The sequence below is a fragment of the Reichenbachiella sp. genome (genome assembly GCF_033344935.1).
Taxonomy (GTDB): domain Bacteria; phylum Bacteroidota; class Bacteroidia; order Cytophagales; family Cyclobacteriaceae; genus Reichenbachiella.
Genome location: NZ_JAWPMM010000001.1, coordinates 1,368,437 through 1,394,384, shown reverse-complemented (window position 1 = coordinate 1,394,384; position 25,948 = coordinate 1,368,437). Strand labels below are relative to the sequence as shown.

The 25,948-nt window shown below is 40.2% G+C and carries 17 protein-coding genes; all 17 read right to left on the bottom strand.

Annotation, left to right across the window (positions count from 1 at the left end; genetic code table 11):
- Nucleotides 1-2: 2 nt before the first annotated feature.
- Nucleotides 3-1,799 (bottom strand): chemotaxis protein CheA, encoded by a 1,797-nt coding sequence (locus R8N23_RS05965; protein WP_318170656.1) that lies wholly within the window; start codon nucleotides 1,797-1,799, stop codon nucleotides 3-5.
- Between the two features lie 12 nt (nucleotides 1,800-1,811).
- Nucleotides 1,812-2,837, bottom strand: a complete 1,026-nt coding sequence (gene cheB, locus R8N23_RS05960) for a chemotaxis-specific protein-glutamate methyltransferase CheB (RefSeq protein WP_318170655.1) — start codon at nucleotides 2,835-2,837, stop codon at nucleotides 1,812-1,814.
- Nucleotide 2,838: 1 nt separating this feature from the next.
- Nucleotides 2,839-3,654: a chemotaxis protein CheW gene (locus tag R8N23_RS05955; protein ID WP_318170654.1), complete on the bottom strand. Its 816-nt coding sequence runs from the start codon at nucleotides 3,652-3,654 to the stop codon at nucleotides 2,839-2,841.
- Nucleotides 3,655-3,674: 20 nt separating this feature from the next.
- Complete coding sequence (locus R8N23_RS05950) at nucleotides 3,675-4,421, bottom strand: ParA family protein (protein ID WP_318170653.1); 747 nt, start codon at nucleotides 4,419-4,421, stop codon at nucleotides 3,675-3,677.
- Between the two features lie 14 nt (nucleotides 4,422-4,435).
- On the bottom strand, nucleotides 4,436-6,946 hold the full coding sequence (locus R8N23_RS05945) for a methyl-accepting chemotaxis protein (RefSeq protein WP_318170652.1): 2,511 nt from the start codon (nucleotides 6,944-6,946) through the stop codon (nucleotides 4,436-4,438).
- A gap of 5 nt (nucleotides 6,947-6,951) precedes the next feature.
- Nucleotides 6,952-9,474, bottom strand: coding sequence for a methyl-accepting chemotaxis protein (locus tag R8N23_RS05940; protein ID WP_318170651.1), 2,523 nt, complete (start codon nucleotides 9,472-9,474; stop codon nucleotides 6,952-6,954).
- 31 nt (nucleotides 9,475-9,505) lie between these two features.
- Entirely contained in the window at nucleotides 9,506-12,868 is a 3,363-nt protein-coding gene (locus R8N23_RS05935; protein ID WP_318170650.1) for a methyl-accepting chemotaxis protein, read from the bottom strand.
- Between the two features lie 51 nt (nucleotides 12,869-12,919).
- A complete protein-coding gene (locus R8N23_RS05930) occupies nucleotides 12,920-13,576 on the bottom strand; it encodes a chemotaxis protein CheW (protein ID WP_318170649.1) in 657 nt (218 codons plus the stop codon).
- Nucleotides 13,577-13,599: 23 nt separating this feature from the next.
- On the bottom strand, nucleotides 13,600-14,868 hold the full coding sequence (locus R8N23_RS05925; RefSeq protein WP_318170648.1) for a response regulator: 1,269 nt from the start codon (nucleotides 14,866-14,868) through the stop codon (nucleotides 13,600-13,602).
- A gap of 13 nt (nucleotides 14,869-14,881) precedes the next feature.
- On the bottom strand, nucleotides 14,882-16,216 hold the full coding sequence (locus tag R8N23_RS05920) for an ATP-binding protein (RefSeq protein WP_318170647.1): 1,335 nt from the start codon (nucleotides 16,214-16,216) through the stop codon (nucleotides 14,882-14,884).
- Nucleotides 16,217-16,431: 215 nt separating this feature from the next.
- Nucleotides 16,432-16,902 carry a SiaC family regulatory phosphoprotein gene (locus R8N23_RS05915; RefSeq protein ID WP_318170646.1) on the bottom strand — a complete coding sequence of 157 codons (471 nt, stop codon included), beginning with the start codon at nucleotides 16,900-16,902 and terminating at the stop codon, nucleotides 16,432-16,434.
- 208 nt (nucleotides 16,903-17,110) lie between these two features.
- The gene (locus R8N23_RS05910; protein ID WP_318170645.1) at nucleotides 17,111-17,719 is read right to left on the bottom strand and encodes a SiaB family protein kinase; all 609 of its coding nucleotides are present in this window, start codon (nucleotides 17,717-17,719) and stop codon (nucleotides 17,111-17,113) included.
- Between the two features lie 119 nt (nucleotides 17,720-17,838).
- Nucleotides 17,839-18,426, bottom strand: a complete 588-nt coding sequence (locus tag R8N23_RS05905; RefSeq protein WP_318170644.1) for a 3'-5' exonuclease — start codon at nucleotides 18,424-18,426, stop codon at nucleotides 17,839-17,841.
- A gap of 7 nt (nucleotides 18,427-18,433) precedes the next feature.
- Nucleotides 18,434-19,885 (bottom strand): Na+/H+ antiporter NhaC, encoded by a 1,452-nt coding sequence (gene nhaC / locus R8N23_RS05900; RefSeq protein WP_318170643.1) that lies wholly within the window; start codon nucleotides 19,883-19,885, stop codon nucleotides 18,434-18,436.
- A gap of 184 nt (nucleotides 19,886-20,069) precedes the next feature.
- A complete protein-coding gene (locus tag R8N23_RS05895) occupies nucleotides 20,070-21,236 on the bottom strand; it encodes a proline dehydrogenase family protein (RefSeq protein ID WP_318170642.1) in 1,167 nt (388 codons plus the stop codon).
- A 123-nt stretch (nucleotides 21,237-21,359) separates the two neighbouring features.
- Entirely contained in the window at nucleotides 21,360-24,761 is a 3,402-nt protein-coding gene (locus R8N23_RS05890) for an efflux RND transporter permease subunit (protein WP_318170641.1), read from the bottom strand.
- Nucleotides 24,762-24,784: 23 nt separating this feature from the next.
- The gene (locus R8N23_RS05885) at nucleotides 24,785-25,933 is read right to left on the bottom strand and encodes an efflux RND transporter periplasmic adaptor subunit (RefSeq protein ID WP_318170640.1); all 1,149 of its coding nucleotides are present in this window, start codon (nucleotides 25,931-25,933) and stop codon (nucleotides 24,785-24,787) included.
- Between the last annotated feature and the right edge of the window lie 15 nt (nucleotides 25,934-25,948).

Sequence of the window (25,948 nt, the reverse complement as noted above, 5' to 3'; positions counted from 1 at the left end):
ATCTAGTTTTCGCTTTCTACAGTTTTTTGGGCTAATGTTTTGAACATTAAATCTGAAATGGTGGTCACATCAATCACGAGACAGACCTTTCCATTCCCCAGTATAGTGGTACCGCTCAATAACTTGGTTTTCTCCAATGGGCGTACCATCGATTTTTCAATAATTTCTTTTTGTTGCAACAGACGATCTACCACAACACCCAGCAGTTTTCCCGCATAGGAAAGAACAATTACATCTAGCTTGGCATCTTCCTCAATCTCTTCAAAAGACTGATGCAAAACCCCTTCCTTCTGGCAGTCAGCCAAATTCTCCAAGTTGATAATATCCTTTAAGAATATAATAGGGATGGTTTGATCCAGATACTGTGCCATCAGTCCATCGGTAATCAGATGAATTTCGCTTTTTGCCAATGAAATAACAGCCTCGGTATAGGAGAGTGCCACTGCATACTCTTGCTCTTCAAGCGCAAATAAAAGTGCTCCTTTGAGTGCCATAGAAGAAGGCAAGTTGAGCTTAATCGTGGTACCCATCCCAACTTCGGTATCCACATTGATCTGCCCTCCAATAGACTCTGCGGCCTTTTTCACCACGTCCATACCTACACCTCTACCTGAGATCTCGGTTATCTTTTCTGCATTGGAAAAGCCAGGCTCGAAGATGTACATTATCACTTCCTCATCGGATAAGTGTTGTGCCAATTCTTTGCTGGCCAATCCCTTCTCTACAATTTTTCTTCGAATGATATTGGCATCTATGCCATTGCCATCATCAGCCACTTCAATAACTACGTTGTCTTTTTCATAATGAGCACTCAATATAATTGTACCCTTATCTGGTTTGCCTTTAGCCTTTCTGCCCTCACTTTTTTCAATCCCATGACTCACCGCGTTTCGGACTAAATGAATCATGGCATCACTCATGATCTTGAGAATGTTTCTATCAATTTCGCATTCGGTACCTTGAAGCACCAGCCCTACATTTTTATTTTCAATAGAGGCCACATCCCGTACAATCCGATGGAACTTGTTAAACAAAAAGCCCACGGTTACCATTCTGGCATTCATCACCCCATACTGCAAGTCTGAAGTGATTCGCTGCAAACCTTCAAATTCTGTGGTTCGCTTGCCATCCACACTATTGAGGGTAATTAATCTATCTCTTTCAATAATGAGCTGCCCCACCATGGTCATCAACTCATCCATTTTTTTGACTGGGATCTGAATCACATCTGTAAAGGTGATTTCAGACTTCATCGCCTGCGGGTTTTTTGAAGTATCTCCTGTAGGAACTAATACTTCCTCTTGGGGGCTATCCAGCTCTTCTTTGTTAGTTTCCTCAGCTACTGGTGCAGGATTTGCTTCTCCCGCAGGCTCAGGTGCCTTGGTATCTTGACCTGCTTTGGTATCAGCTACTTTTTGATGCTTCTCCAGCAGAACAAACAATTTCGTTTTAATACCTAAATAAGATACTCGCTGACCAGTTTTCAACGCATCAATCAGCGCACCCAGCTTGTCATTGGCTTTAAAAAGGCTGTCAAAAAGGTCTTTATTGAGCGACATCGTGCCCTGTTGCACAGAACCCATTACATCCTCCATCACATGAGTAAGCGCCGCAATATCGTCGAATCCCATACCCATTGCATTACCTTTCAAAGTATGCACGATTCGGAAAATCGAATTGATCGCATTGAATTCTGTATGATCATTCTCAAGATCAGTAAACAGACGATTCAACTCCTCAAAATTCTCCAGCGCCTCGGCGTGAAAGAGTTCCTTGTATTCTTCTTCTTTCGACTTCAACTTTCTCCTTTTTTATAAACTACTGACTATAAAACTACCTATCTCCTTGATATCGATTGACTTGTCAATCGCACCACATTGCACCGCTGCCTTTGGCATTCCATAAATAATGCTCGACTTTTCATTTTGTGCAATAGTGTAACCTCCGGCCTCTTTTATGGCCTTCATTCCTTCTACTCCATCCTTGCCCATTCCTGTGAGAATGACACCCAGGGTACGCGCTCCAAAAACTTTCGCTGCAGAGAGCATAATTGAGTTGATAGATGGATTGTTATATTCTTTGAACTGCTGATCTGTAAAATCAACCTTGCATCTTTTTCCTTTTTTTATCAATACCATGTTAGCATTGCCAGGAGCGATAATTACGTTACCCGCGGTTGGCTCCATGTTTTTAGTTCCGACTACCACATTGAGCGGGCTGAGCTTATTCAACCGTTTTACAAATGGCGCAATAAAATTGGTCGGCATATGCTGGCCGATAACCACCGGAACATTGAGGTTCGAAGGCAACGACACGATTATTTCTTCCAAGGCACTTGGACCTCCGGTAGACGCGCCAATCACAATTAGGTCGAACCGGCTATTCTCATCAAATGTATGCTGATGAGTGTTTTTGTTATTAGGCTTTACTGCCATGGGCTTCGCCCGAGTCACACTCCGAATCTTCTGAATAAGCTCAGTTTCAATCAAACGCATTTTGGCATTTCCTCGAGAGGGTTTGTTGAGATAATCCACCGCACCTTCCTGAAGCGCATCAAAAATCGGCTGAAGATTGGTATTACCCACAGAGCTCAAAATCAAAATCGGTAGCGGATTATCCTTCATGATGTTTTTCACCGCATAGATGCCATCATACTCTCCCATGTTCATATCAAGAAGCAGTACGTCAGGCTGAAGCTCCTTCACTTTAGCTACAGCATCCTTTCCATCCACAGCAGCTCCAACGACCTGCATGCCCTCATTTTCAGACAAAATATCTGAAATAAGGAGGCGCATAAAACCTGAATCGTCCGCTATGAGTACTCTTGTGTCTTTCATTCTAGTTGCCGTCTTCTACCGACTCTGCAATAACTCTTACTTCGTCACTTTCAATTAATTCAATAATATCTAACAGGATGATCATCCCTTCTTCCTGTTTGATTAGCCCTTTGATAAAAGTCTCATCCAAAACTGTATTGCTCATGATACCTGAAGAACTCTCAATAATATCTCCTTGCACTTTGAGCGTGGTAGGCACTTCGCTGACCAAAATCCCGACTCTGAAGCGCTCATTTTTAATTACCAGCGTAAATGTCTTTTCACTAATTTCCTCTGATTTAAACAATTCAAACTTGTCCTCTAAATCCATAATCACCATCACAGACCCTCTGATGTTGGCTACACCCTTCATGAATTTTGGTGCTCTTGGCAATTTTGAGATGGTAGGAGCCGGAACAATTTCTTTTACCTTATCTATCTCCAGTGCATATCTCTCTCCTCCCAACTTAAAAACTATCAACTGAACACTTTGTCCACGTAGGTTCAAAATATCCTGATCATACTTAGCCTTGAGTCTCTTTCGTTCCTCCATTTCTTCCTTGGTTAGGAAGTTGGCAGGCAGTACTCTTTTGGCGGTGTTTAGTTTCGGACTTTCAACAATTTCTTGCTCAACCACTGGCGTCTCCACTTTTTCTACCACACCTTGTTCAACCACCGGAGGCTTCACTACCTTTTGAACAACCTTCTTCTTCGGTTTAGATGTACTTTTCTTTGCTGGCTTTGCAGCCGGCTTATTTTTGGCCTTCACAGCTTTTGTTTCCTTCTTTGGTTTGGAAGGAATCAACTTATCTTTCTTAACGTTCTTACCTAAAGCCATCAGCTCTCAATCGTTTATTATCACTTTGATTTCAATATTTCATTCGCAAAATCCATGTAGTCTTTTGCTCCATTAGAAGTAGGCGCATAGCTTATCAGGCTTTCGCCAAAAGAAGGCGCCTCGCTTGCTCTCACATTTGTTCTGATACGAGAATTGAAAATTTTAAAATTATAATTCTCTTCTATGTGCTCATAAATCTCTCTACTCAATTTTCTTCTACTATCAACCATCACCGGCAGTAGTCCTAGTATCTCTAAATTCTCATTGAGTACCTCTTTGATTTGATTGATCGTAGAGATAATCTGATCCAACCCTTGTAGGCTCAACACTTCCATTTGTAATGGAACTATTACCCACTTGGCTGCATTCAGTGCATTGATGGTCAATAGAGATAGTGATGGCGGGCAATCGATTAATACATAGTCGTACTCTTCCGTGTTCGCCAATATTTTTTTCAAAATTGACTCTCGAGCCAGCTCACCAGCAATATTAATCTCTACATCTGCCAGATCGATCTGCGCCGGAGCTACATCCAATCCTTCGGTAGAAACCAATATGTCCTGAAAATCTACTTCTCCCATAATCACCTGACCAATAGACTTTTCTATTTCCAGTATACCTAGCGAATAGCTTAGATTTCCCTGCGCATCTAAATCAACAAGCAGTACTTTCTTCCCCTTTTTAGCCAAAGCACACCCCAGATTGACCGTAGTTGTGGTCTTGCCTGTTCCGCCTTTTTGGTTTACTATCGCAATTATTTTGGTCATTAGATCAGTTGATTTTAATTAACATTTTCTTTGGTAAGTACAAACTTGCTTATCCCACTTTTGAGCTCCTCTGCGACTTTAGCCAGCTGCTGTGATTTTTCTGTGTACCCCATCATTCCTGAAGACAATTCCGTTGCAGAGCTTGCCACCTCCTCAGTACCCGCTGCGGTCTCTTCGGCAATCACCACGACATTTTCAGTAATAGCTACCACCGCATTGATGTCCTTAACTTGCAGCTTTGTAGCCTCCAATATTTCTTGTGAGTGGCGGAAAGTTCTATCTGATGTATCAGAAATTTCTTTGAATACTTCAGACGCTTCTTTTGAGGCTTGCTCGCCATTCTTTACACTCTCACTCATGATGCCAATCACCTTAGCGGCTTCTGTCGTATCAGCCTGCACATCATTGACCAGCTTTTCAATTTCCTTGGCTGAGTTTCGAGAATCTTCTGCGAGCTTTCGAATCTCCTCCGCTACAACGGCAAAACCTCGCCCTGCGTCACCTGCCTGTGCGGCCTCAATAGCTGCATTCAAGGCTAGTAAATTTGTTTGAGAAGCTATTTCCGTAATCACACTCAGTACTCTTGTGATTTCAGCCGAACGTTCGGTAAGCACCTGAATAGAATGATGAGTCTTGGAAGAATATTCTGATATATCCACCATATTGAACACCACCTTATTCACCATGTCCATCCCCTTCTCACTGCTTGCCACTCCTAACTTAGCTGCGTCATTGATGTTCTCGGCACGTTCACCCATTTCATTGGAAGATCTCAGAATGCCCTCAACCAGATTTGAGGATTCATCTACCTTGGACACCTGAGTCTGAGCACCATTGCTCATCTCAGAAATAGCAGAAGCTATCTCTCTGGTATTGGTGTTCATCTCTTCGCTAACTACACTCATCTCAGCCGATGACTCATCTACAAAATTCGCATTCTTGGAAATGCTTTGCAGCAGGTCTGTCAAACTATCCAAGGCCTTATTTAGATTACCCGAAAGGCGGGCAATATCTCCATGTGCTTGCTCATTAAATCTTTCAGTCAGATCTCCTTCTGCCATGGCGTTCACAATCGTATTTACTCGCATCACAGGAGTAGAAACTGATTGCAGCAAATTATTTACAGATTCGCTTAAATCTTTCCATCCACCTTGTTGACCTTCAGTTTTAATCCTTGCGCTTAGATTCCCTGCATTTCCAGCTTCCTCCACTACTTCTTTCACCTCATCCAAGACATTTTTAAGGCTATCACGCATTTTGAGTAAAGAATGCCCTAGAATATCCTGTTCACTTGCTACTTTATAATTGGAATCTAAATTGCCTTCTCCAATTTCTTTAGAGAATTCAGCTTTCTTACTCAATTCATCAACTAATACATTCACCGAACTAGCCATTTCGCCTAATTCATCTTCAGTATCAACAATTAGTTTCTTATCCCGATTCAAATCTCCAAGAGCTAGGTCTTTGAGCAAATCATTAGACTTCTCAATGGAGGAAATAATTTGATTAGCTATTCTCCAAATCACCATAGACAGTAGAATCAAACCAATGAGTCCAACTATGATTGTTATTTTAAATGTGGCATTAAAAGACTTTGTTATTTCTGATACAGGCACTACTGTACCCACAGCCCATGGAGCCGATGACCTACCAATAGGAATAGGTGCCAAAGAGATATATACTTCTTCGTCGTATATAGGGTCATGGCTATAAAATGAGGTAAACCCTCCGCTTCTAACTGAATCTTTCATATCAAAATTTACTTCAAATCCTAAGGTGTCTAGCAGATGACTTCTGATATCTTTATTTGGGTGTGCTACAATGGCTCCGTTGTTAGAAACTAAGAAAGCATACCCTTTGTCAAAATCATTGAACGTAGTCATGTCTTCATAATCCTCTAATGACAAATCAGAGCCTATAAGGCCGGCAAATTTGCCATCGATAATGATCGAAGCATTTTGCGATATTCCTAAAACTTGATTCTTCTCTCCCTCATCATAGCTGGCATAAAAATATGGTTCTGTAATACCTTCATCCATGTTGACTTTATGACGATAATAAATACCATTCAAATCATCTCCTTCGAGATTTACAAAATCAACATCTTCCAATATCTGACCATCCTTGATATAATAGGTGAATCTTTGTCTGCCATGAGACTTTTGCCATTCTGGATCTATAGTTTCGAGTTCCCAGCTCAACCAAGTACCGTCATAATCCGGGTAGTTCTTTAAGATGTTTACTAAAAGCTCCTTCTGCAGTTGCTCTCGCTGATCCTTTGGCATAAAGGCATAACTTTTAATAATGTCTGCCATCGATCTGGAAACAGCCACGCCTTCATCCAATTTGGCTTTGATATCATTAGCTTTTTGCAAGGCAAGCGAATTGGCTAATTTATTCGCTTCGGTGATCGCATTTTGGCGAAGCGTGATACTTACATAGCTTAGTGTTACCACGTAAATAGCTAATGAAATGCCCAATATAAAGAGCATCATTTTTCGTCGTATGGCTATTTTCTTTAACATCTAGATTAACTATTTGATAGAATAAACTTTTTCAATCGCTCTTTCAATTCATTGGCCACATCAGCCAGTTTCTGGGACTTCTCTGAATATCCAGTCATCCCAGATGATAACTCCGTAGCTGAGCTTGCTACTTGTTCGGTGCCTGCAGCCGTTTCTTCTGCTATTACTACTACATTTTCTGTTATCGCCACTACCTCGTTGATATCTTTCACTTGAGACTTTGTGGCCTGAAGAATTTCCTGAGAATGACTGAAGGTTTTATCAGACGTTTCTGCAATTTCTTTGAATACTTCAGAGGCTTCCTTGGAGGCCTGTTCTCCATTCTTCACACTGCTTCCCATGATTTCAATGACTTTTGCTGCTTCAGTCGTATCCGTCTGAACGCCACTGACCAGTTTTTCAATCTCTTTCGCTGAGTTTCTTGAGTCTTCTGCCAATTTTCTGATTTCTTCTGCCACAACGGCAAACCCACGTCCGGCATCTCCGGCCTGTGCTGCTTCGATAGCTGCATTAAGAGCCAATAAGTTTGTTTGCGAGGCAATCTCCGTGATTACTCCCAGTACTCTTGTAATTTCCGTGGATCTTTCTGTAAGTACCTGAATCGACTCTTGTGTCTTGGTAGAATACTCGGAAATGTCAGTCATGTTAAACACCACCTTATTGATCATCTCCAACCCTTTTTCGCTGCTGCTGACACCTTTTTTAGCGGCCTCATTAATGGTCTCGGCACGGTCTCCCATTTCAGTAGACGATCTCAAAATACCTTCTACTAAATTAGATGATTCATCTACTTTGCTGACCTGAGTCTGAGCTCCATTACTCATTTCTGATATGGCAGAAGCTATTTCCCGGGTATTGGTATTCATCTCTTCGCTCACCACTCGCATTTCGGCAGATGATTCGTCTATTACCTCCGCATTTTCAGCAATGCTTTTCAACAAATCATTCAAGCTATCCAATGCCTTATTAAGGTTATTGGACAATCGCTCCATATCTCCATGGGCTTCTTCAGAAAACCTTTGAGAAAGGTCACCTTCAGCCATGGCATTAACAATTTGATTTACCACCATTACGGGAGTAGAGATGGAACTCAATAGATTATTAACAGATTCTGCCAAATCCTTCCACCCACCTTGCTTTCCTTCCGTATTTATTCGAGCACTCAGATCACCATCGGCACCTGCCCTTCTCACCACAGCGTTGGTATCATCTAACACATTCTTCAAATTGTCCCGCATTTTCAAAAGTGAGAGGCCAAGGCTGTCCTGATTACTAGCCACCTCGAAATTTGAATCCAGATTTCCCTTACCAACTTCTATAGAAAAAACTGCTTTTTTATTCAACTCATCTACCAATACATTGACAGAATTAGCCATTTGGCCCAGCTCATCATTTGATTTTACAACCAGTTTTTTATTTTGATCCAGGTTACCCATGGCCAAATTTTTAAGCAAGCTGTTTGAGCTTTCAATTGAGGTAGTTATTCCATTTGAAATTCTTAAAATTACCAGCGTAAGTAAAATCAACCCAATACCCCCAACAAGAAGAGTAATCTGAAAAGTCGTATTAAAAGGTGCCGTGATTTCAGACACAGGAACAATAGTCACAGCAGACCAAGGAAAATCCGTTTGACCAATAAATATAGGTGCAAATGAAACATAAACATCCTCACCAAATGAGTCATCGTATACCGTAAAAGATTTAGGTTTCCCTTCTTTTATAAGAGATTTGATTTCATTCAGATCGACTCTCTTTGTAAAACTTAAGGTATCGATAGGGAGAGAAAAATTTTCAACATTTTGATGGGCAATGATCACACCTTCATGGGATAATAAAAATGCATAGCCCCTATCAAAGAAATCAATCTCTGACATCGACTGAAATGCTTCGAGTGTCATATCTGTACCGATGACACCACTAAATTCACCATCTACCACAATAGCACAGCTAGGAGATACACCCAAAAGAGAATCTGCGGTGGCGTCTGTATAATTATAGTCCTGATACCAATAAGGCTCTGAAAGTGTCTCTACAATGTTGTCGTTGTACTTTATTTTATGATAAAGCCCACCTTCGGGATCCGCGTCTAGATTGGCCAACTCTCGCGATGAGAAAATTTGATTGTCACGCTGATAAAAATTAATTCTTTCTCTGCCATGCGATTTGACCCACGTCGGGTCAATGGCTGACAATTCCCAACTCATCCAGGTGGCTGCATATTTTGGATACTTTTTCAAAATTTCAACCATTAGATTTTCTCTCAGGCTATCTCTAAGCGGATTTTGCATTTTGGTATACCCTTGAACAACTATTGCCATATCCCGAGCCACCGCCATGTCTTCATTCAAGATGGCCTTTATTTCATTGGCTTTCTGAGTAGCGAAGGTATCAGCTAGTCTCTTCGCTTCTACTATCGCCTTTTCCCTCAAATTAAAACCGATATAGCTTAAAGTAATGACATAAATTACCACCGTCATCCCTAGGATGAAACCCAACATCTTTTTCCTAACCGTAATATTCTTCATCATAATTCTCATTTTGGTGATCTACAAACCTGTTTTAGATTTCCAGAACCATGCCTGGGAATTTTTCTTGTAACTCAGCGATATATTCTTTTGCTTTTACTTTTTGTTCTTCTACTTCATTTTGAATCACCAATAGACCCCAATCCTCAAACTCTGGAATCAAAATGGGCACCTTCCTAATGAACCAGTATTTTACATCATTTTGTAGTTTCACTTTCTCTAAGCTAATCACTGGTACACGTGAAGCCACAAGCTCCCCTTCTTTCTCCTTTATCTTTTCAGCAAACTCTTTGTCATAAAAGTCAAAATCACTCTTTCCTATAATTTCTGATGGTGGACAACCAAAGTCTTTCGCAACAGCATCATTGACCAGATAGATCACACCATTCGGGTCTTTGAGGGCAATTTTATAATCAACTAAATTGAGTATATCACCGAAGAGATCATTTTGTTTTTTGATCATTGCCAAATGCTCCTGCATTTGTTGCTGACGAATTTCTCCTTCCCGCTTAGTGGCTATTTTGATTTGTGTAATATCCCTAGTGATACCATATGTACCTATGGTGTTTCCATCTTTATCCTTCAGTGGTAATTTGGTAGTTGAAACATATACTGTATCACCATCTTTTTTGTCCACCTCTTCTTCTAGGTTCAAAATAGGCTCCCCAGTCTTAATGATTCTTTGTTCATCATCGAAGGCTCTTTGCGCATGCTCTCCGAAGTAATCAAAATCGCTTTTCCCAATAAGTTCTCGAGGGTTGTCAAGTCCCATTTGCTTAGCATGCGACATACTATTTCTGATGAATTTAGACTCCAAATCTTTAAAATAAATGGTATCAGGCATATAGTCTAGCAAAGCATCCAATAACATTTTTTCATGTTCAAATGCCTCTCTCATTTTGAATATAGCCGTGTTTTCGCTGGCTGTACCTGAGAGCTTCACCATGCTCACTCCATCCTTCAATGTTTCTGCCACCACAGCCAGACTTTGCGTCTTTTCATTGAAAAGCTCCATACCAGAAGACAATTCTGTCGCAGAACTAGCCACCTGCTCAGTTCCTGCAGCAGTTTCCTCAGCAATAACTACTATTGATTCAGTGAGAGACACTACTTCATTGATATCTCCGATTTGCAATTTCGTATCGTTAAGAATTTCTTCTGAGTAATCAAGATTAGCTGTTGCTGAATCTAATATTTGCTTAAATACATCAGAAGCTTCACTAGAGGCCTCACTACCATTTTTTACGCTGGCATTCATGATTTCAATTACATCCGCAGCTTCTTTAGTATCCTTCTGAACTCCACTTACCAACAATTCAATCTCTTTGGCTGAGGTTCTGGAGTCTTCGGCCAATTTTCGAATTTCTTCAGCTACCACAGCAAACCCTCTACCAGCATCGCCTGCTTGAGCGGCTTCAATCGCGGCATTAAGCGCTAATAAGTTAGTTTGTGAAGCGATTTCTGTAATCACACCAAGCACACGGGTAATTTCTTTAGACCGTTCGGTCAATACCTTAATCGAATCTTGAGTTTTTGATGAATAGGCCGAAATATCATCCATATTGAAAACGACCTTGTTCATCATCTCTAATCCTTTACCACTTCTTTCCGCAACATTTTTTGCTGAATTGTTGATGGTTTCAGCTTTACTGGCCATTTCATTAGAAGAACTCAATATCCCTTCTATCAAAGTAGACGACTCATCCACTTTAGACACTTGGTTCTGAGCACCGTTGCTCATTTGAGCAATAGCAGAGGCTATTTCAGAAGTATTAGTTCGCATCTCTTCAGTGGTCACCTTCATCTCTGCGGATGCTTCGTCGACCACTCCAGAACTCATAGAAATCTGATGCAAAAGCCCATCTATATTATCCAAGGCCAGATTAAAATTATCTGCCATTTCTTTGATCTCTCCTTTTACATCATCTTCATATCGCTTAGTGAGATCTCCATCAGCCATGGCTCTTATGATTCTGTTGAGTGTAATCAATGGAGCTACAAATGAACCCAACAAATTATTTATGGAGGCACTTAATTCAAACCATGCGCCTTGCTTCCCTTCTTCTTCTACTCTTGTACTAAAGTTACCATCCTCCGCAGCATCTCTAATTACTCCATTCGTCTCATTAATCACGATTTGAAGATTATCTCTCATCTTCATGAGTGAGGTACCAAGGACGTCATTGTCGCTAGCTACTTCAAAAGGAGCATCCAAATTTCCTTCCCCTATCTCTCGCGAGAAGTCCGCCTTTTTACTTAATTGAGTAATTAAATGGTTCAGTGAACCTTGCATTTCTCCAATCTCGTCACCAGTTTCAATCTCAATGTTAAGCGAATGGTCAAGGTTGCCATAGGAAAGTTCTTTCATGGCATGATTGGTTGCCTTGATCCGATTCGTAAATCGACCAGCTATATTCCAAATGATAAAGCCCAAAAGGACAAAACCTATAATTCCCGCACTAATTAAAAAGTTTAAGGCAGTCATATAAGTATTTCCAATTTCATCCAACGGCAAAACAGTACCTACCGACCACGGCAATGATGCTCGATTTAACTCAATCGGTGCAAACGAAACGTAAACCTCTTCCCCTGTGTCTTTATTAATTGTGGTGTAAGACACAAATTGTCCTTTGGCAATGCTTTCAAGGACACCAAATTCTTCCTGATGATATGGTAATTCTTTCACAGACCTGGTAATCATTTCTTTCTTACCATTGGATGCAATCATACCACTGTTGGCTATTAAATACGAAGATCCCTGTTTGTGCTTGGAGTCTTCAATAGCCTTTGAGTATACCGATACATCATAGTCCGTACCAACCAAGCCAATAAAGCGATTATTTTTAACTACAGGAATACAGGGTGAGGTAATCAATTTTTCATTGGTCATGCCGTTCTCGTAGTCTTCACTTATATATGGCTCAGACATTTCTTCATTCAAATCCGACTTCAACCTATAATAATCACCAACTAAATTGGTCCCGTCGGTATCCAAGGTCTCTATAGTTTCTTGAATTTGACCATCCTTCCAGAAATAAGTGATACGTTGACGGCCATAAGGTAGTGACCAATCCGGATCAATTGCGCTTAGCTCCCAGTTCATCCATATGGCATCATAATCAGAATACTTTTGGAGAAAGCTGGTCATCAAAGATTTTTGCATGGAGTACCTTGTCTCTGCAGGTAGATCAGCATAATCACCTAATGTAATGGCTAAGGAACGAGCCACAGATATATCCTCCTGCATGCGAGCATTTACATTATTGGCTTTCTGTAAGGCATCCGAATCTGCCAGCTTAATAGCTTCCTTCTTCGATTCCTCTTTTAATCTGGACCCTACATAACTGAAAATCCCAATATATAATAAGGCCGCAGCACCCATTATATAAAGCAACATCTTCTGCCTTATTTTTAATTTCCTTAGTGTCTCCATGCTACTTTGCTTCGTTCATTCTTGGTCACCATCGACCATTTCTAAAACGTCGATGAGTACTATCATTCTGTTGTCCTTTTTTACCACACCATTGATGAAATTTTGCTCCGCATTGGTTTTTCTCATCACATCTGCCGTACTATCTATTTGACTTTCGGGTATCATTAGCGTTTCGGGTACCTGGCTAGAGGCTACGGCCACTTTAATCTCTTCGCTTTTGATTACAATAACATACTTGATATAATCTGCTTCCTGCTCTTTCTTTCTTCCAAATTTCTTAGCCAAATCTATTACGGCCAATACGTTGCCCCTCACGTTTGCCACGCCAAGGATATAAGGTTTGGTTTGTGGAACTGGTGAAATAGGTGGCACTGGCACCACTTCTTTTATTTGTCCAATTTCAAAAGCGTATTCCTCCTGACCTACAGGAAAGACGACTAGCATCCTGCTATCTTCTTCCAGCTGCTGGACAGCCTCTAAATCATGATTGAGTTGATTCAAAGATTGCGTTTGACTTTTTGGCGTTGGTGCTACTGCCGATTTTTCCTTCATCACTTCTTTCTGTACCACAGATTCTTCCAATTTCTCGTCTTTGATTTCTTCATTAGAAGAAGTCTCTTTGTTGTTTCCCTTTTTAAGATTTTTACCTATTGCCATTTTCTCTTTACTCAAATATTTATTGATTAGGTTAGTTCCTAAAAACGGACGCCCACCAAACTTTTGTACTTGTATTCATGTAGCAGCTTGGCTTGCATGATCATTGGAAACTTATGTAGTTCTTCAAGCAACAACTGCGTACTTAGTAAGGCTGAGTTGCTTTCTGATTTTTTTGTACTATCGTCAATTACATTATTAGAAATGAAATACAACTCACTCACTTCAAAAGTATCGAACTGAAGCACATTCACATCCGGCTCTACACCTGGGATAAGCGGTGCTATGTTCCCAGAAAGCGTTTTAAACTCACCGCTTTTGCTAAATGAATAAAGGTTATGATTGGCCCCTCCAAATAGCAGCGATTCATCTTGCTTATCATAAACCAACAAGGCAATATCTATGGAGCAGATATTTTCGTCGTATTTCTTACCAAAAAACCTGTTCTGAATTCTCGTAGATAAACTGGAAAGAATTTCTTTAGGATCAAAAACTCTATCCTTATACATCAACTCCATCAGCGTTGCACAAATAAATGTATTAAGCGTCAGTGCATGAATTACTCCAGAATTGGTATTAAAGGAAGTAATGAGCACTTTATCCGCTACTTCTCCAAACCAATAGCCATTATGGTTTACTCTATTGTGTTCATACAATACAAAAGCATCATCCAAATACAGCTTTAGTTCTTCTTGTCTAGGCAAAAGTGATTCTCTGAGCGAAACATTGAATTCTATGACCTGGTCCATATTGACCGTTGACATCATATTCTTTCTAGCTTCTACAGACTTAATAATCTCCTTTTTCAGTTCTTGCTTGCTAAGCTTCGTTGGTGCCGATGCCTGTGGCTTCTTTTCTGCAGGAATTGCCGCTGGAGGCGGTTCCTCCACATCCTCGGTTGGGTTCCTCAACTCAAGCGCCTTGTCAAATTCTTCTTTTAGATCTTCTTGATTCCAAGGTTTCACGAGAAATCGATCCAAACCTACCTCCTTATCCACTCTAATGATCTCGTCTTCATCACTGAAGCCGGTCATGATCATTCTCACAATGTTTGGGTACATCGGAACAATCTTGATGAGCAATTCAACTCCCGTCATACCGGGCATTCGCTGATCAGACATGATGAGATCTATCTGATTATCTTCTAAAATTTTGATTGCATCACTTCCGGATTCAGCCGTGAATACATTGTAATGTCTTTTAAAGGCGCGCTGAAATATGCGCAGATTAACCTCTTCATCATCCACATAAAGGATATTGAATCGTTTTACTTCTTCGTCTTTATAAGTTCTATTTAGTACTCCTTCCACAATTACAATTAAGTTATGCTAAAGCTGAATCCATTGATTTATTTACTTTCCGTAGCTTCTTTGGTAGTGTAATCACAAACTCCGTTCCTTTGCCCTCTTCGCTTTCTACGGTGATTGAACCATTATGCTTCTCAATTATACCGTAGGTAATGGCTAGTCCTAACCCCGTGCCTTTACCCACTTCTTTGGTAGTGAAAAATGGATCAAAAATTTTCTTGACAGTATCTTCCGACATCCCTTTGCCATTGTCCCGGATAGAAATCCTAACCTTGTCCTCATCAAGTTCTTCGGTCTTCACATTGATCGTACCTTTGAAGTCTATGGCATCACAGGCATTGCCGATGAGATTAACCAGCGCTTGGTTCAACTGCCCGGGTAAACATTTGATTGGTGCAATATTGGTATCAAAGTCCTTAAGCACTTTGGCCTTTTTCTTATATTTTGGCTTGAGAATTACAATGGCATTTTCGACCACTTGGTTAAGATCAGCTTCTTTAATTTCAACTTCATCATGGCGCGCAAAAACTCTCAATCCATTTACAATTTCTGTAATTCTTGTAGTACCATATTCCACATCATCTAATGACTCTTCTGTTGAAGTTTGAAGATCATTAAAATGGTGATCATCTTCTCTCTGTATTTTGTAATATTTTTTTATCTCTTCCAGGCTCTCTAATTCACATATGCGCTTGTAGTTTTCAATAAACACATTGAGTTGTTTGAAATTGTCTTTCAAAGTATTCACTCCATTAGCTACAAAGTTTACTGGATTGTTAATTTCATGTGCGATCCCAGCCGTTAGCTGACCAAGGGAGGACATTTTTTCTGACTGCAGAAGTAATGCTTGAGTTTTTTCTAGCGTCTTGCTGGTTTCTTCAAGTTCTTCTCTTGCCGCTTGCTGCTCGGACAACTTTTCTTTGATTTTGGAGAGCTCTTTATACTTAGCCACCAGCTTATCATATTCTTTGGCAAAGACTTGCTTCATCTCCTTTTTCTGACTCACCGTCTTTTGATAAGCCTGCTGGAGCTTATTTACGTGCGCTTCTTTTGTTTTTAGCTGGCGATGAAAATCGTTGAGTTGAAGGTCTTTAGTAAAAGCCTCTTTTCGCAAAGTAGAAATGTAATAATAAGCCCCGCCTGAAACACCGAGCAATACCACTACAAGTAGAATAGTAACAGCACTCGAGGGATTTTGTGAAACCGGTTGATCTTCATTCTCCTGAGTAATTGTGAGGTTAGGTAGACTGAAAGCGAGACCAGACATCTGTAGGTTAGCCTTTACTTCAGAGGTATTCAAACCACAAAGTAGGATCATAGCAACTACAAAAAAAACAAACTTTCTTTTCATACTCTGTTTCATGCCGACACCAGACATCGGCCCTATTGATTGTTGTTAAAAAATTCGGTCTTATTGGTTTTTTCTAATATACATGATTCTACAATTAAATGATAACTTTCAAATCATTTAGAAAGGGATATATTGTCTATATCAACCTTCTCCCTTCCTTAATAAGAAATCCATTTATAAACCAAAAATGAGAACAGAATATTAAGAACCTTATCTTACGATGCCTGACGCAACTGATCCTTGATTTTGAATACTTCGACAAACTTAAATGGATGGCTGTAGTGTTCGCTTATTTCACGTCCGATCTCAAGGATATTTGTCCTGTTTTTTTCATAATACCAAGTGATATTAAGCGGTCTTTTTTCCGAAGAAAGTGAAATTAACTTTTTTATAAGGATGTGGAGATATGTGCTTGAGTCTTCGATATTCTTGAGTGCGAAGTTGACATTGATGGCCTTAAGCTCATCATTGTCTAAGGCAGGCAAATGGCTAAAAACATGTCCATAAAAGCTCAACGGGTCATCAGGCATAGAATTTCCACGGAGTTCTAGCTCACCATTTCCTGGTCGGAAATTAACCGATGGGGTTGTACCTGTGGGTCTTATAAAATATCCATCCATTACCGTATTCGAACTATTCTTAATTCTTATTTTATTAAAATGGTCTATAATTATTCTAAGATTCAATATTAGAGATTATTATACCGCATTTCAATACGTTTTTGTACCTAAATTTCATATTAGGTAAAACCGCTTATCGCATTATTGAGCTCATTATTAGCCCAATATGGCAGGGTTTTCTATAATAATTTAATGAATTTCTTGATGAAATGAAAGTGAACTTTCGTGGCTGAGAATTGAATAGACGTGGAATCCGACAAATTGTACTAAATCCCTAGGCGTCTTCCTTTCTGATTCGAATGGTTAGAATGAAAAAACAATGCTCTGCATCTAATGGCTCAAAATAATATTCGTACTCTGTTCCTGTTCTTTTTTTGATATCAATAAATCCTAAACCAGCACCACCCTTTTCTGAAATGGTTGTGTTCTCCATCGTGGTTTTGTGCAGCGCCCTTAGCTCTTCTTTGTCCAAGGAATTCACACGGTCTAGAATATCACGAAGTCTTACTGCATTATCAAGGGAAATTTGATTGCCTGTCGTTACATAATACTCATAGTCATTATCTCCGATCAGGAAAATCCCATCTTTCGCCAATCCATCTTCCAAACTATCAGAAGCGTACTCAGCCGTACTGTCCGCATGCTTACAAATATTCTGTAACGCTTCAATCATCACGTGATATACCCGTCGAGATACTTTTTTATCCTCTTTTTTATCGGTCATATCTTCCTCGGTCATGGCAGTAATCCCATTGATTGTATTTTGGGTAATCTTACCGAGATAGACAATATTCACATCAGAGCCTTCCATCAAATCTCTGAAGGCCACAATATTTTTAAGGTGATTCAGTTGATTGGTCTGCTTTTTTCTAAGATTATTCATGCGCTGTTTGATTCAATTGAGAAGGGCGTCGAGCCCAAGACGCTGCCTAGCAATAAATATAGAAATATTTTAGCTAGTAGAATTGCAATGGATTCTGAAAATATTGGTAAATATTCGCTTTAGTTCGACTTCGCTTGAATTTCCATCATTTTTCTATAGATATCAAGACATATCCAGGCGTCTGTAGCCGCATAGCTAATTTGAGATTCGGTCAGCACCTCGTTCTCCCAATTAGATACCTGTTGGCTCTTTGAAATCCTATGGTTCATAAACATACCGGCATAATTCCTGGCACCAATACTTTCAAATCCGAGTTTGGCTCCAAGCTCATTGAGGTCTACAAATGCATGAGGTTTGAATTTTCTCAGTTTTTGCAAGTCCTTGATATCATCCCTTATGCCTATACCTACAATCTTGATTTTTGGATCCTCGAAGAGGCTTACGATTTCTTCCGAAAGGCTGATTTTATTCAATCTGAATAAAAATGCCATATCGGGTAATGACAACTGTAATAAGGCTACAGGATAAGATTCACCTTTTCTAAAAGCCGGTTTTGTTTCCGTATCAAATCCTAATATTTTGGCCTTTTTACAAGCTTCAACCGCTTTTTTTACTTGACTTTCTTTGTCGATTATTTGATACTCCCCTTCATATTTCATCAATGGAAGTGCGTTTACTTCCTGCTTCGTAATCTTCCTAATCTTCATTCAAATTTTATTTTTTGTCACTCAGTTTTCGAATCTTAATTTTTAAATATCCGAATAATATAGTCATAAAAGGGCTAATGATATTGAAAAAACAATAGGGAGCAAAGGCCAACACGCCCACACCCAAGACACTGGAATGATAAGCACCACAGGTATTCCAAGGTACAAGTACGGATGTTACAGTACCTGAATCTTCTAAAGTTCGACTCAAATTTTCAGGAGCAAGATCCTTTTCTTTATACAAGTCAGCATACATTCTGCCTGGCACTACGATGGCCAAATATTGATCTGAGGCTGTGGCGTTGAAAAACATACAGGTACCTGCAGTAGAAGCAATCAATGCGCCACTAGACTCTATTCTTTTCATTATGGCTTGTGCAATCACTCTGAGCATTCCTGCTCCTTCCATCACTCCGCCAAACATCATAGCGGACATGATGAGCCATATCGTATTGAGCATTTTGTACATACCTCCTGAGCTTAGCAACTCGTTGACCATTTCGTTGGAAGTAGTCACACCTACATGTCCATAGAGGGCTTTCATCACTCCTACAAACATGGTTTTCCAGTAAGCGCCAGAATAACCTGACACCTCACTAATCACTTCTCTCTGAAAAATGAGCGCAAACAAAATTCCCAGTAAAGTCCCTACCATTAAGGCCGGAAATGCCGGTACTTTTTTAACAATAAGTATAATCACCACAACCGGAACAATAAACAACCATCCCGATATATAAAACTTAGAGGATATAGCTTCAAGTACCTCACCCGTATTTACGCTTGCCTCTGCAGTTGTATTGAAAAAACCCATAATCAGAAAGATGACCAACGTAATGGAAATGGAGGGAAAAGTAGTGTAAACCATATATCGAATATGGGTAAACAAGTCCGTCCCAGCCATAGCTGGGGCGAGGTTTGTAGTATCTGATAGCGGAGACATTTTATCACCAAAATATGCTCCTGAGAGAATAGCTCCTGCAACAATACCTTCATGAATTCCCATAGCTTGACCGATCCCTATGAGGGCAATACCCACTGTAGCGGCTGTAGTCCATGAACTTCCAGTGGCCATAGACACAATCGCACAAACTACACAAGCTGCAAAAAGAAATATGGTTGGGTTCAATATTTGAAGTCCGTAGTAAATCATGGCAGGAACCACTCCACTTATCAACCAGCTACCGGCTAATGACCCGATCATCAACAAAATCAAAATGGAGCCCATGGCCGAAGTGATACTCTTCACCATGGATTTTTCAATATCCTTCCATTTATATCCCAGACGCGAAGCCAGTATGGCCGCTACCATAGCAGAAAGTATCAAAACAATCTGATTGGAACCGGACAGGGCGTCATCTCCAAAGATGGAAACATTGACAGATAAAAAAACTATGAGGAATATTATAGGTATGAATGCCTCAATAAGCGAAGGCTCTCTCTTCTCACTGCTTGTACTCATTCGCTAGCGCATTTTTGGTATTAAAAACTCGGAAGTTAATCATTTTTAATCAACCAAAAAGCTGCGGTTAGAAATTACCGATTAAAATAATCCCGGATGGTAATATTGTATTAGTCCAAAGATCTGATCTGAGATCTATACACAGGAATCTTAGGACTTTTTTAGAAAAAATATTGGAATGGGATTAAGCGCTCTTTCTCCTCTTGATTTCTTTTTTTACCAAAGTAAATTCCCGACTACTTTGGCCTGCAATGGAAGTGTTCTCTTCGGCGCGTCGCATCAAATAGGGTAATACTTTGGCTACCGGGCCGTATGGCACATATTTAGCCACATTGTATCCTTCATTCGCTAGTGTATAAGAAAGATTATCGCTCATTCCATAAAGTTGAGCGAAATAGACTTTAGGATCTGCTTTAGCAATTCCGTGATGGTCCATCAATTCAGCCGTTAGCTTACAGCTATTTTCATTGTGCGTACCCACGCATAAATAAATATCATTGATGTACTCAATACAGTAAGTTACCGCTGCGTCATAGTCTTTATCTGAAGCTGCTTTGTTCGGCTGGATCGGATCTTCGTATCCTTTTTCTTTTGCTCGGTCTCTTTCCTTTTCCATGTATGCACCACGCACCAACTTCGCCCCGACCTTGAAATCCTTGTCTAATCCCAACTGATGCGCGTCCTTTAGATTTTGCAATGAGGCCGTTCGGTACATCTGATAGGTATTAAAAATGTACACTGTCTCCTTATTATACTTTTCCATCATGGCATATACCACCTCATCGATTACATCCTGAATCCAGGTTTCCTCTGCATCGATAAACAAGTATTTCTTCACTTCCACTGCTTTTGCACAGATCTGATTTACTCTTTCGAGAAAAACAGCATATCTATTTTCTTCATCCGCTGACATTGCAGAGCCACTCTGCTTCTTGGCCAACAATTTAAATTCGGTAAATCCAGTAAGCTTCATCACCCCAGTAGGGATATGGTCGGTTGTAGCGGCTAACTCCAAAGAACGAATGATCTCATCGCGATTGGCATCAAAAACTTTTTCAGAATCTTCGCCTTCTACAGAATAGTCCAGAATTGTACGAATATGTGAAGCACCCAACTTCTCAACTGTTCCTTTTGAATCTTCTAATGACTCACCTCCACAAAATTGCGCAAAGATTGTTTTTTTGATCATCCACTTGATGGGCAAGTGAATCTTTAGCGCAAAAACAGTCATCCAAATCCCAATCCTTGCGATTACAGGGTTGTTCATCGAAAGAAAAAGGAAGTGCATTCTTTTCAAATCAAAATTCGACTTGTCTGCGAATGCCACTTGGGTGTCATCGAAGTTTATCATTGGTCAATAATTGTTGCTCATTTTTTGGACGGCAAATATATGCACGAATTCCAATTAAAAAGATACAAAAAAAGCGAGACCTTTTGCAAGATCTCGCTTCTATTGCCTTTAACTCATAGGATATTAACTTATCCCTAGTTTCCTATTCAGTTTTGCAAAGAACAAGTACATCACCGGCACGATAAACAGCGTCAGGAATGTCGCGAAAGTCAAACCGAAAATGATCGTCCAGGACATAGGCCCCCAGAAGGCAACATTATCACCTCCTAAGTAGAAGTCTGCATCCAAAGAGGCAAAGAAGTTGATGAAGTCAATATTGATCCCCACCGCCAATGGGATCAAACCAAGAATGGTTGTAATCGCAGTCAATAATACAGGTCTCAAACGTGTGGCACCTGCAGTAGCAATGGCACTGATGATATCGCTCATTTCCAGCTTGTCCACTCCTTTGTCGGCTCTCAATTGATTTCTACTCAACTCGATAAAATCAATCAATACGATGGCATTGTTCACCACAATTCCCGCTAAGGAAATAATCCCAATCATGGTCATAATGACTACGAAATTCATTTGGAAAACAACTAGTCCTAAGAACACACCAATGGTACTCAACACTACAGACATCATGATTATGAACGGAGTAGTAATCTTGTTGAACTGTGATACGATAATCAGGAAGATCATGAATACAGCTATCAACAATGCCTTACTCAAGAAAGCCATTTCTTTGGCTTGCTTTTCTTGCTCTCCACCAAATCTAAACTCGTAGCCTATTGGCATTTTGAAATCACTCAATAAGGCCTTGATCTGATCATTGATCAAAGTGGCATTATAGCCACTCACCACGTTCGAGGTAAGTGTTGCCACTCGATTTAAATCTTTTCTTCGGATCGAACCATAAGTCGAGCTCAAATCGGCTGTAGCTACAGAAGAGATAGGAACACTCACAATCTTACCATTAGACTGATTTCTATAAACGATGCTCTTATTCATCAAGGCATCGATGTCATATCTGTACTTTTCAGCCAGCCTCACCTGAATTTCATAATCATCTTCTCCTCGTTTGTATTTAGAAACTTCTTTCCCGAATAGCGCCGTACGAATTTCCATAGCTATTCCTTGCGTAGATAGACCAAACCTTCTAGCCTTTTCTCGGTCAATATCAACTACTAATTCTGGCTTTCCAGTCTCCAAATCAGATTTCAATTTCTCAATACCCTCTATTCCAGATTTGTTGATAAAGCTCTTCATCTGCTCAGACAAATCGATCAAGGTAGCAAAATCGTCTCCGATGATTTCGATACTGATAGGTTTACCTACCGGAGGGCCATCACTATTTTGATCCACAGTAACTGCCACACCTGGATAACCCGACATGGACGATCTGATTTTGTCCAAAATTTCATTTGTTGAAACACCATTTCTTTCTCTGAACTCAACAAAGTTGACTGTAATCCGTGCCTTATTCGGCGTATCACTTTGCCCAAATGAAGATTGATCCATCGGGTCGGAAGCTCCTGCGCCCACGTTGACAGTGATCGACTCTACAACTTCACCATAAGGCTTGACGAGTACCGCCACTTTCTTTTCGAGCTTAGAGGTAAATGCATTGGTTGTCTCTACATCTGTACCAATTGGATACTCCACAAACACATTCACATATTTCGGTGGTGTTTTAGGGAAGAATTCAACATTTGGAGGAAAGACATTCATCAAAGCCACAGAGAAAAATAATAATCCTACGGTTCCCCAGAAGAACACATAAGGCATCCATCCTGCTAAAGCAAATTGCATAGACTTCTTGTACACTCCTTCTAACCAAGGCAAAAACGATCTTTGGAATTTCCTGGAAATAGGAATTAGCACAAACACGTTTAATAGAATAACCAAACCAAACGCGATAGATAATCTGCCTATAGGTGCTATGTCTGTGAACAGTAGCAAAAGACCCAATCCCAAGGCAATGCCAAAGTAGATAAAAATCTTCTTTTTATCCGCAGGCTTGCCGTCGTCCAACTTCATGAATGCGGTAATCAAAACAGGATTGATAACTAATGCCACAAACAAAGAAGAGCCTAAAGTCACCATCAGAGTAATCGGCAAAAACTTCATAAACTCACCCATGATACCCGGCCAGAAAGCCAAAGGTAAGAATGCAGCCAAAGTCGTAGCTGTGGAAGCAATAATTGGCCAAGCCACTTCACCCACACCCCTTTTGGTCGCTTCATATGCCGATAGACCTTGCTCTCTCAATCGATAAACATTTTCCACGACCACAATACCATTGTCCACCAACATACCCAGTGCCATGATCAAAGAGAACAGCACCATCATATTGATCGTGATGCCGAACATTCCCAAAATCATAAATGCCATGAACATCGAAAGTGGAATGGCTACCCCAACGAACAGCGCATTTCTAGTGCCCAAGAAAAATAGCAGTACAAGAACCACTAGCAACACCCCAGAAATAATATTATTTTCCAAACTACTCACCATGTCTCTGGTTTGCTGAGACTGGTCATTGGTTTTGGTCACTTCCATGCCCTCAGGGAATCTGTTAGCTTTGAAGTCAGCGATGATCTCGTCGATTTTATCCGTAGCGATCAACAAATTCTCTCCACTTCTTTTTACAATGTCGAGCATCACAACAGGCTTACCATTGAGGCGAGCATAATTCTGCTTTTCTTTGTAGTCGAATTCTACTTCAGCAATATCTCCTAAGTATACAATATTGCCTTTTTCATGTTTAACCACTACTTTGAGCAGATCCTTTGGGTCTTTGAATTCGCCCACCACACGGATCGAACGACGTATATCTCCTTCTTTCAAGTTTCCTCCAGAAAGTGTGATATTCTCCGCACGGATGGCGTTTTCGATGTCCCCAAAGTTCACCAAACGGGCTTCCATTTGATATGGATCCACATTTACCCGAACTTCTTTCTCGTCGACCCCTCGAATATCCACTTTAGAAATTTGACTAATCTTTTCAATTTCATCTTCCAGATCTTCTGCGTAGTCATTCAGCTCTTCGATGCTAAAATTTCCAGACAGGTTAATATTCAAAACTGGGAACTCCGAAAAGTTCATTTCGAATATATTCGGATCTTTTTCCAGATCACTAGGCAATTCAGGCTTTGCTTTATCTACAGCATCTTTCACTTTAGTCAAAGCATCTTCGATCAAAGTCGTAGAAGTAAACTCCACAATGATGGTAGAATAATCCTGAACAGAAGTGGATCGGATTTCCTCCACAGCGGAAATGGTATTAAGCTCTTTCTCAATGGGCCTGGTGATCAAATTTTCCATATCAACCGGGGAATTACCTGGGTGTGGCGTACCGATATAAACCTTTGGTTGTCGAATCTCAGGAAAACTCTCCTTTGGTAAGTTGATATACGTCGAAATGCCCATCAAGACAATCAAAGCACTCAATACCAACACGGTAGTTCTGTTGTTGATCGAGAGTGTGGTCAGCCCAAACTCCTTCTCTATTTGTTTATTTTTTACATTGCTATCAGCCATGTCAATTACTTTTGAGTTTAAGATTATTTGGCAGGTTTATCCTCTTTGATACTAACTATCACCCCTTCGGATAGCTCACGGAAACCTTTATTGGCCAGTCTTTGATTGGCTTTCAATCCAGATTTGATTTCTGTCTCGTTGTTGTAAGTCACGCCTGTCTCCACATACACTTTCTTCGCCACCAGATTACTTCCTTCCTTAACGATTTCGAATACAAATGACCCTTTATTGTCTTTTTGAATCAACTGAGTGGGCACAACTAAAGCCTGTTCATTTTGGTAGTCTCTAAGGTTGAGCACAACCACCTGATTGGGCTTGACAGGAAAATCAAGTGTTGGTAAATACACTTCCATTTCGAAAGTACGATTCTGGCTATTGATCACTTGACCAACAGAGGACACTTGACTTACCATTTTCTTATCCTGAGATGGGAAATACACATCCACTTGATCGGCCTTTTTGAATTTGCCAATGAATCGTTCAGACACATCCGAACTGATGTGCACGTCGTTAGGATTAACAATTCTCACCAATGGCATTCCTGGCTGTGCCATCTCCCCCACTTTAGCATCCATCGCATCTATTGTCCCTGAAAAAGGAGCCAATATTCTAGTCTGACTGAGTTGAGATTGAGCTGTTGCTAACTTTCTCTCTAAAGACTCTCTATTGTTTTTAGCCTGGAGATATTGAACTTCAGTACCAATATTTTGTTTCCATAGGTTTTCTTGCTTATCAGCCATTATCGTGGCTAATTCAAGAGCTGTTTCCAATTCTGCAATATTGTTGTTTATAATATCACTATCCAGAGAAAACAACAATTGCCCTTTCTTCACATTCTGTCCGGCAATGACATTTGCGCTTTCTATTTTCCCGGGAACTTGAGGACTAACAGTCACATTGGTTCTTGATTCTACCGCACCCCTTACCTCGATTTTGTGTTCGAAATATCTCGGGACCACATCCAGCACCGTAATCAAAGTTTTATTGACTGTGACTTTTCCGTACGCTGGATCTTCTTTTCTGATTTCCTCTTCGAGGGCCACTACTTGACCTTTGAGGTCTTGAATTTGAGTTTTCAATTCCTCAACTTCTGCTTTCTTAGTTTCCAAATCGCTCGAACATCCAACGGCAAATACAAGGATCAATGGAATGATATATGTTAATTTTTTCATTTTTAAAGAGGTTAT

Excerpts from the sequence above, each read along its gene's own strand:
- R8N23_RS05945 (WP_318170652.1), bottom strand. The coding sequence starts at position 6,946 with ATGTTAAAGAAAATAGCCATACGACGAAAAATGATGCTCTTTATATTG.
- R8N23_RS05955 (WP_318170654.1), bottom strand. The coding sequence starts at position 3,654 with ATGGCTTTAGGTAAGAACGTTAAGAAAGATAAGTTGATTCCTTCCAAA.
- R8N23_RS05935 (WP_318170650.1), bottom strand. The coding sequence starts at position 12,868 with ATGTTGCTTTATATAATGGGTGCTGCGGCCTTATTATATATTGGGATT.
- cheB (WP_318170655.1), bottom strand. The coding sequence starts at position 2,837 with ATGAAAGACACAAGAGTACTCATAGCGGACGATTCAGGTTTTATGCGC.
- R8N23_RS05910 (WP_318170645.1), bottom strand. The coding sequence starts at position 17,719 with ATGAATAATCTTAGAAAAAAGCAGACCAATCAACTGAATCACCTTAAA.
- R8N23_RS05895 (WP_318170642.1), bottom strand. The coding sequence starts at position 21,236 with ATGATAAACTTCGATGACACCCAAGTGGCATTCGCAGACAAGTCGAAT.
- R8N23_RS05885 (WP_318170640.1), bottom strand. The coding sequence starts at position 25,933 with ATGAAAAAATTAACATATATCATTCCATTGATCCTTGTATTTGCCGTT.
- R8N23_RS05920 (WP_318170647.1), bottom strand. The coding sequence starts at position 16,216 with ATGAAAAGAAAGTTTGTTTTTTTTGTAGTTGCTATGATCCTACTTTGT.
- R8N23_RS05940 (WP_318170651.1), bottom strand. The coding sequence starts at position 9,474 with ATGATGAAGAATATTACGGTTAGGAAAAAGATGTTGGGTTTCATCCTA.
- R8N23_RS05905 (WP_318170644.1), bottom strand. The coding sequence starts at position 18,426 with ATGAAGATTAGGAAGATTACGAAGCAGGAAGTAAACGCACTTCCATTG.
- nhaC (WP_318170643.1), bottom strand. The coding sequence starts at position 19,885 with ATGAGTACAAGCAGTGAGAAGAGAGAGCCTTCGCTTATTGAGGCATTC.
- R8N23_RS05950 (WP_318170653.1), bottom strand. The coding sequence starts at position 4,421 with ATGACCAAAATAATTGCGATAGTAAACCAAAAAGGCGGAACAGGCAAG.
- R8N23_RS05890 (WP_318170641.1), bottom strand. The coding sequence starts at position 24,761 with ATGGCTGATAGCAATGTAAAAAATAAACAAATAGAGAAGGAGTTTGGG.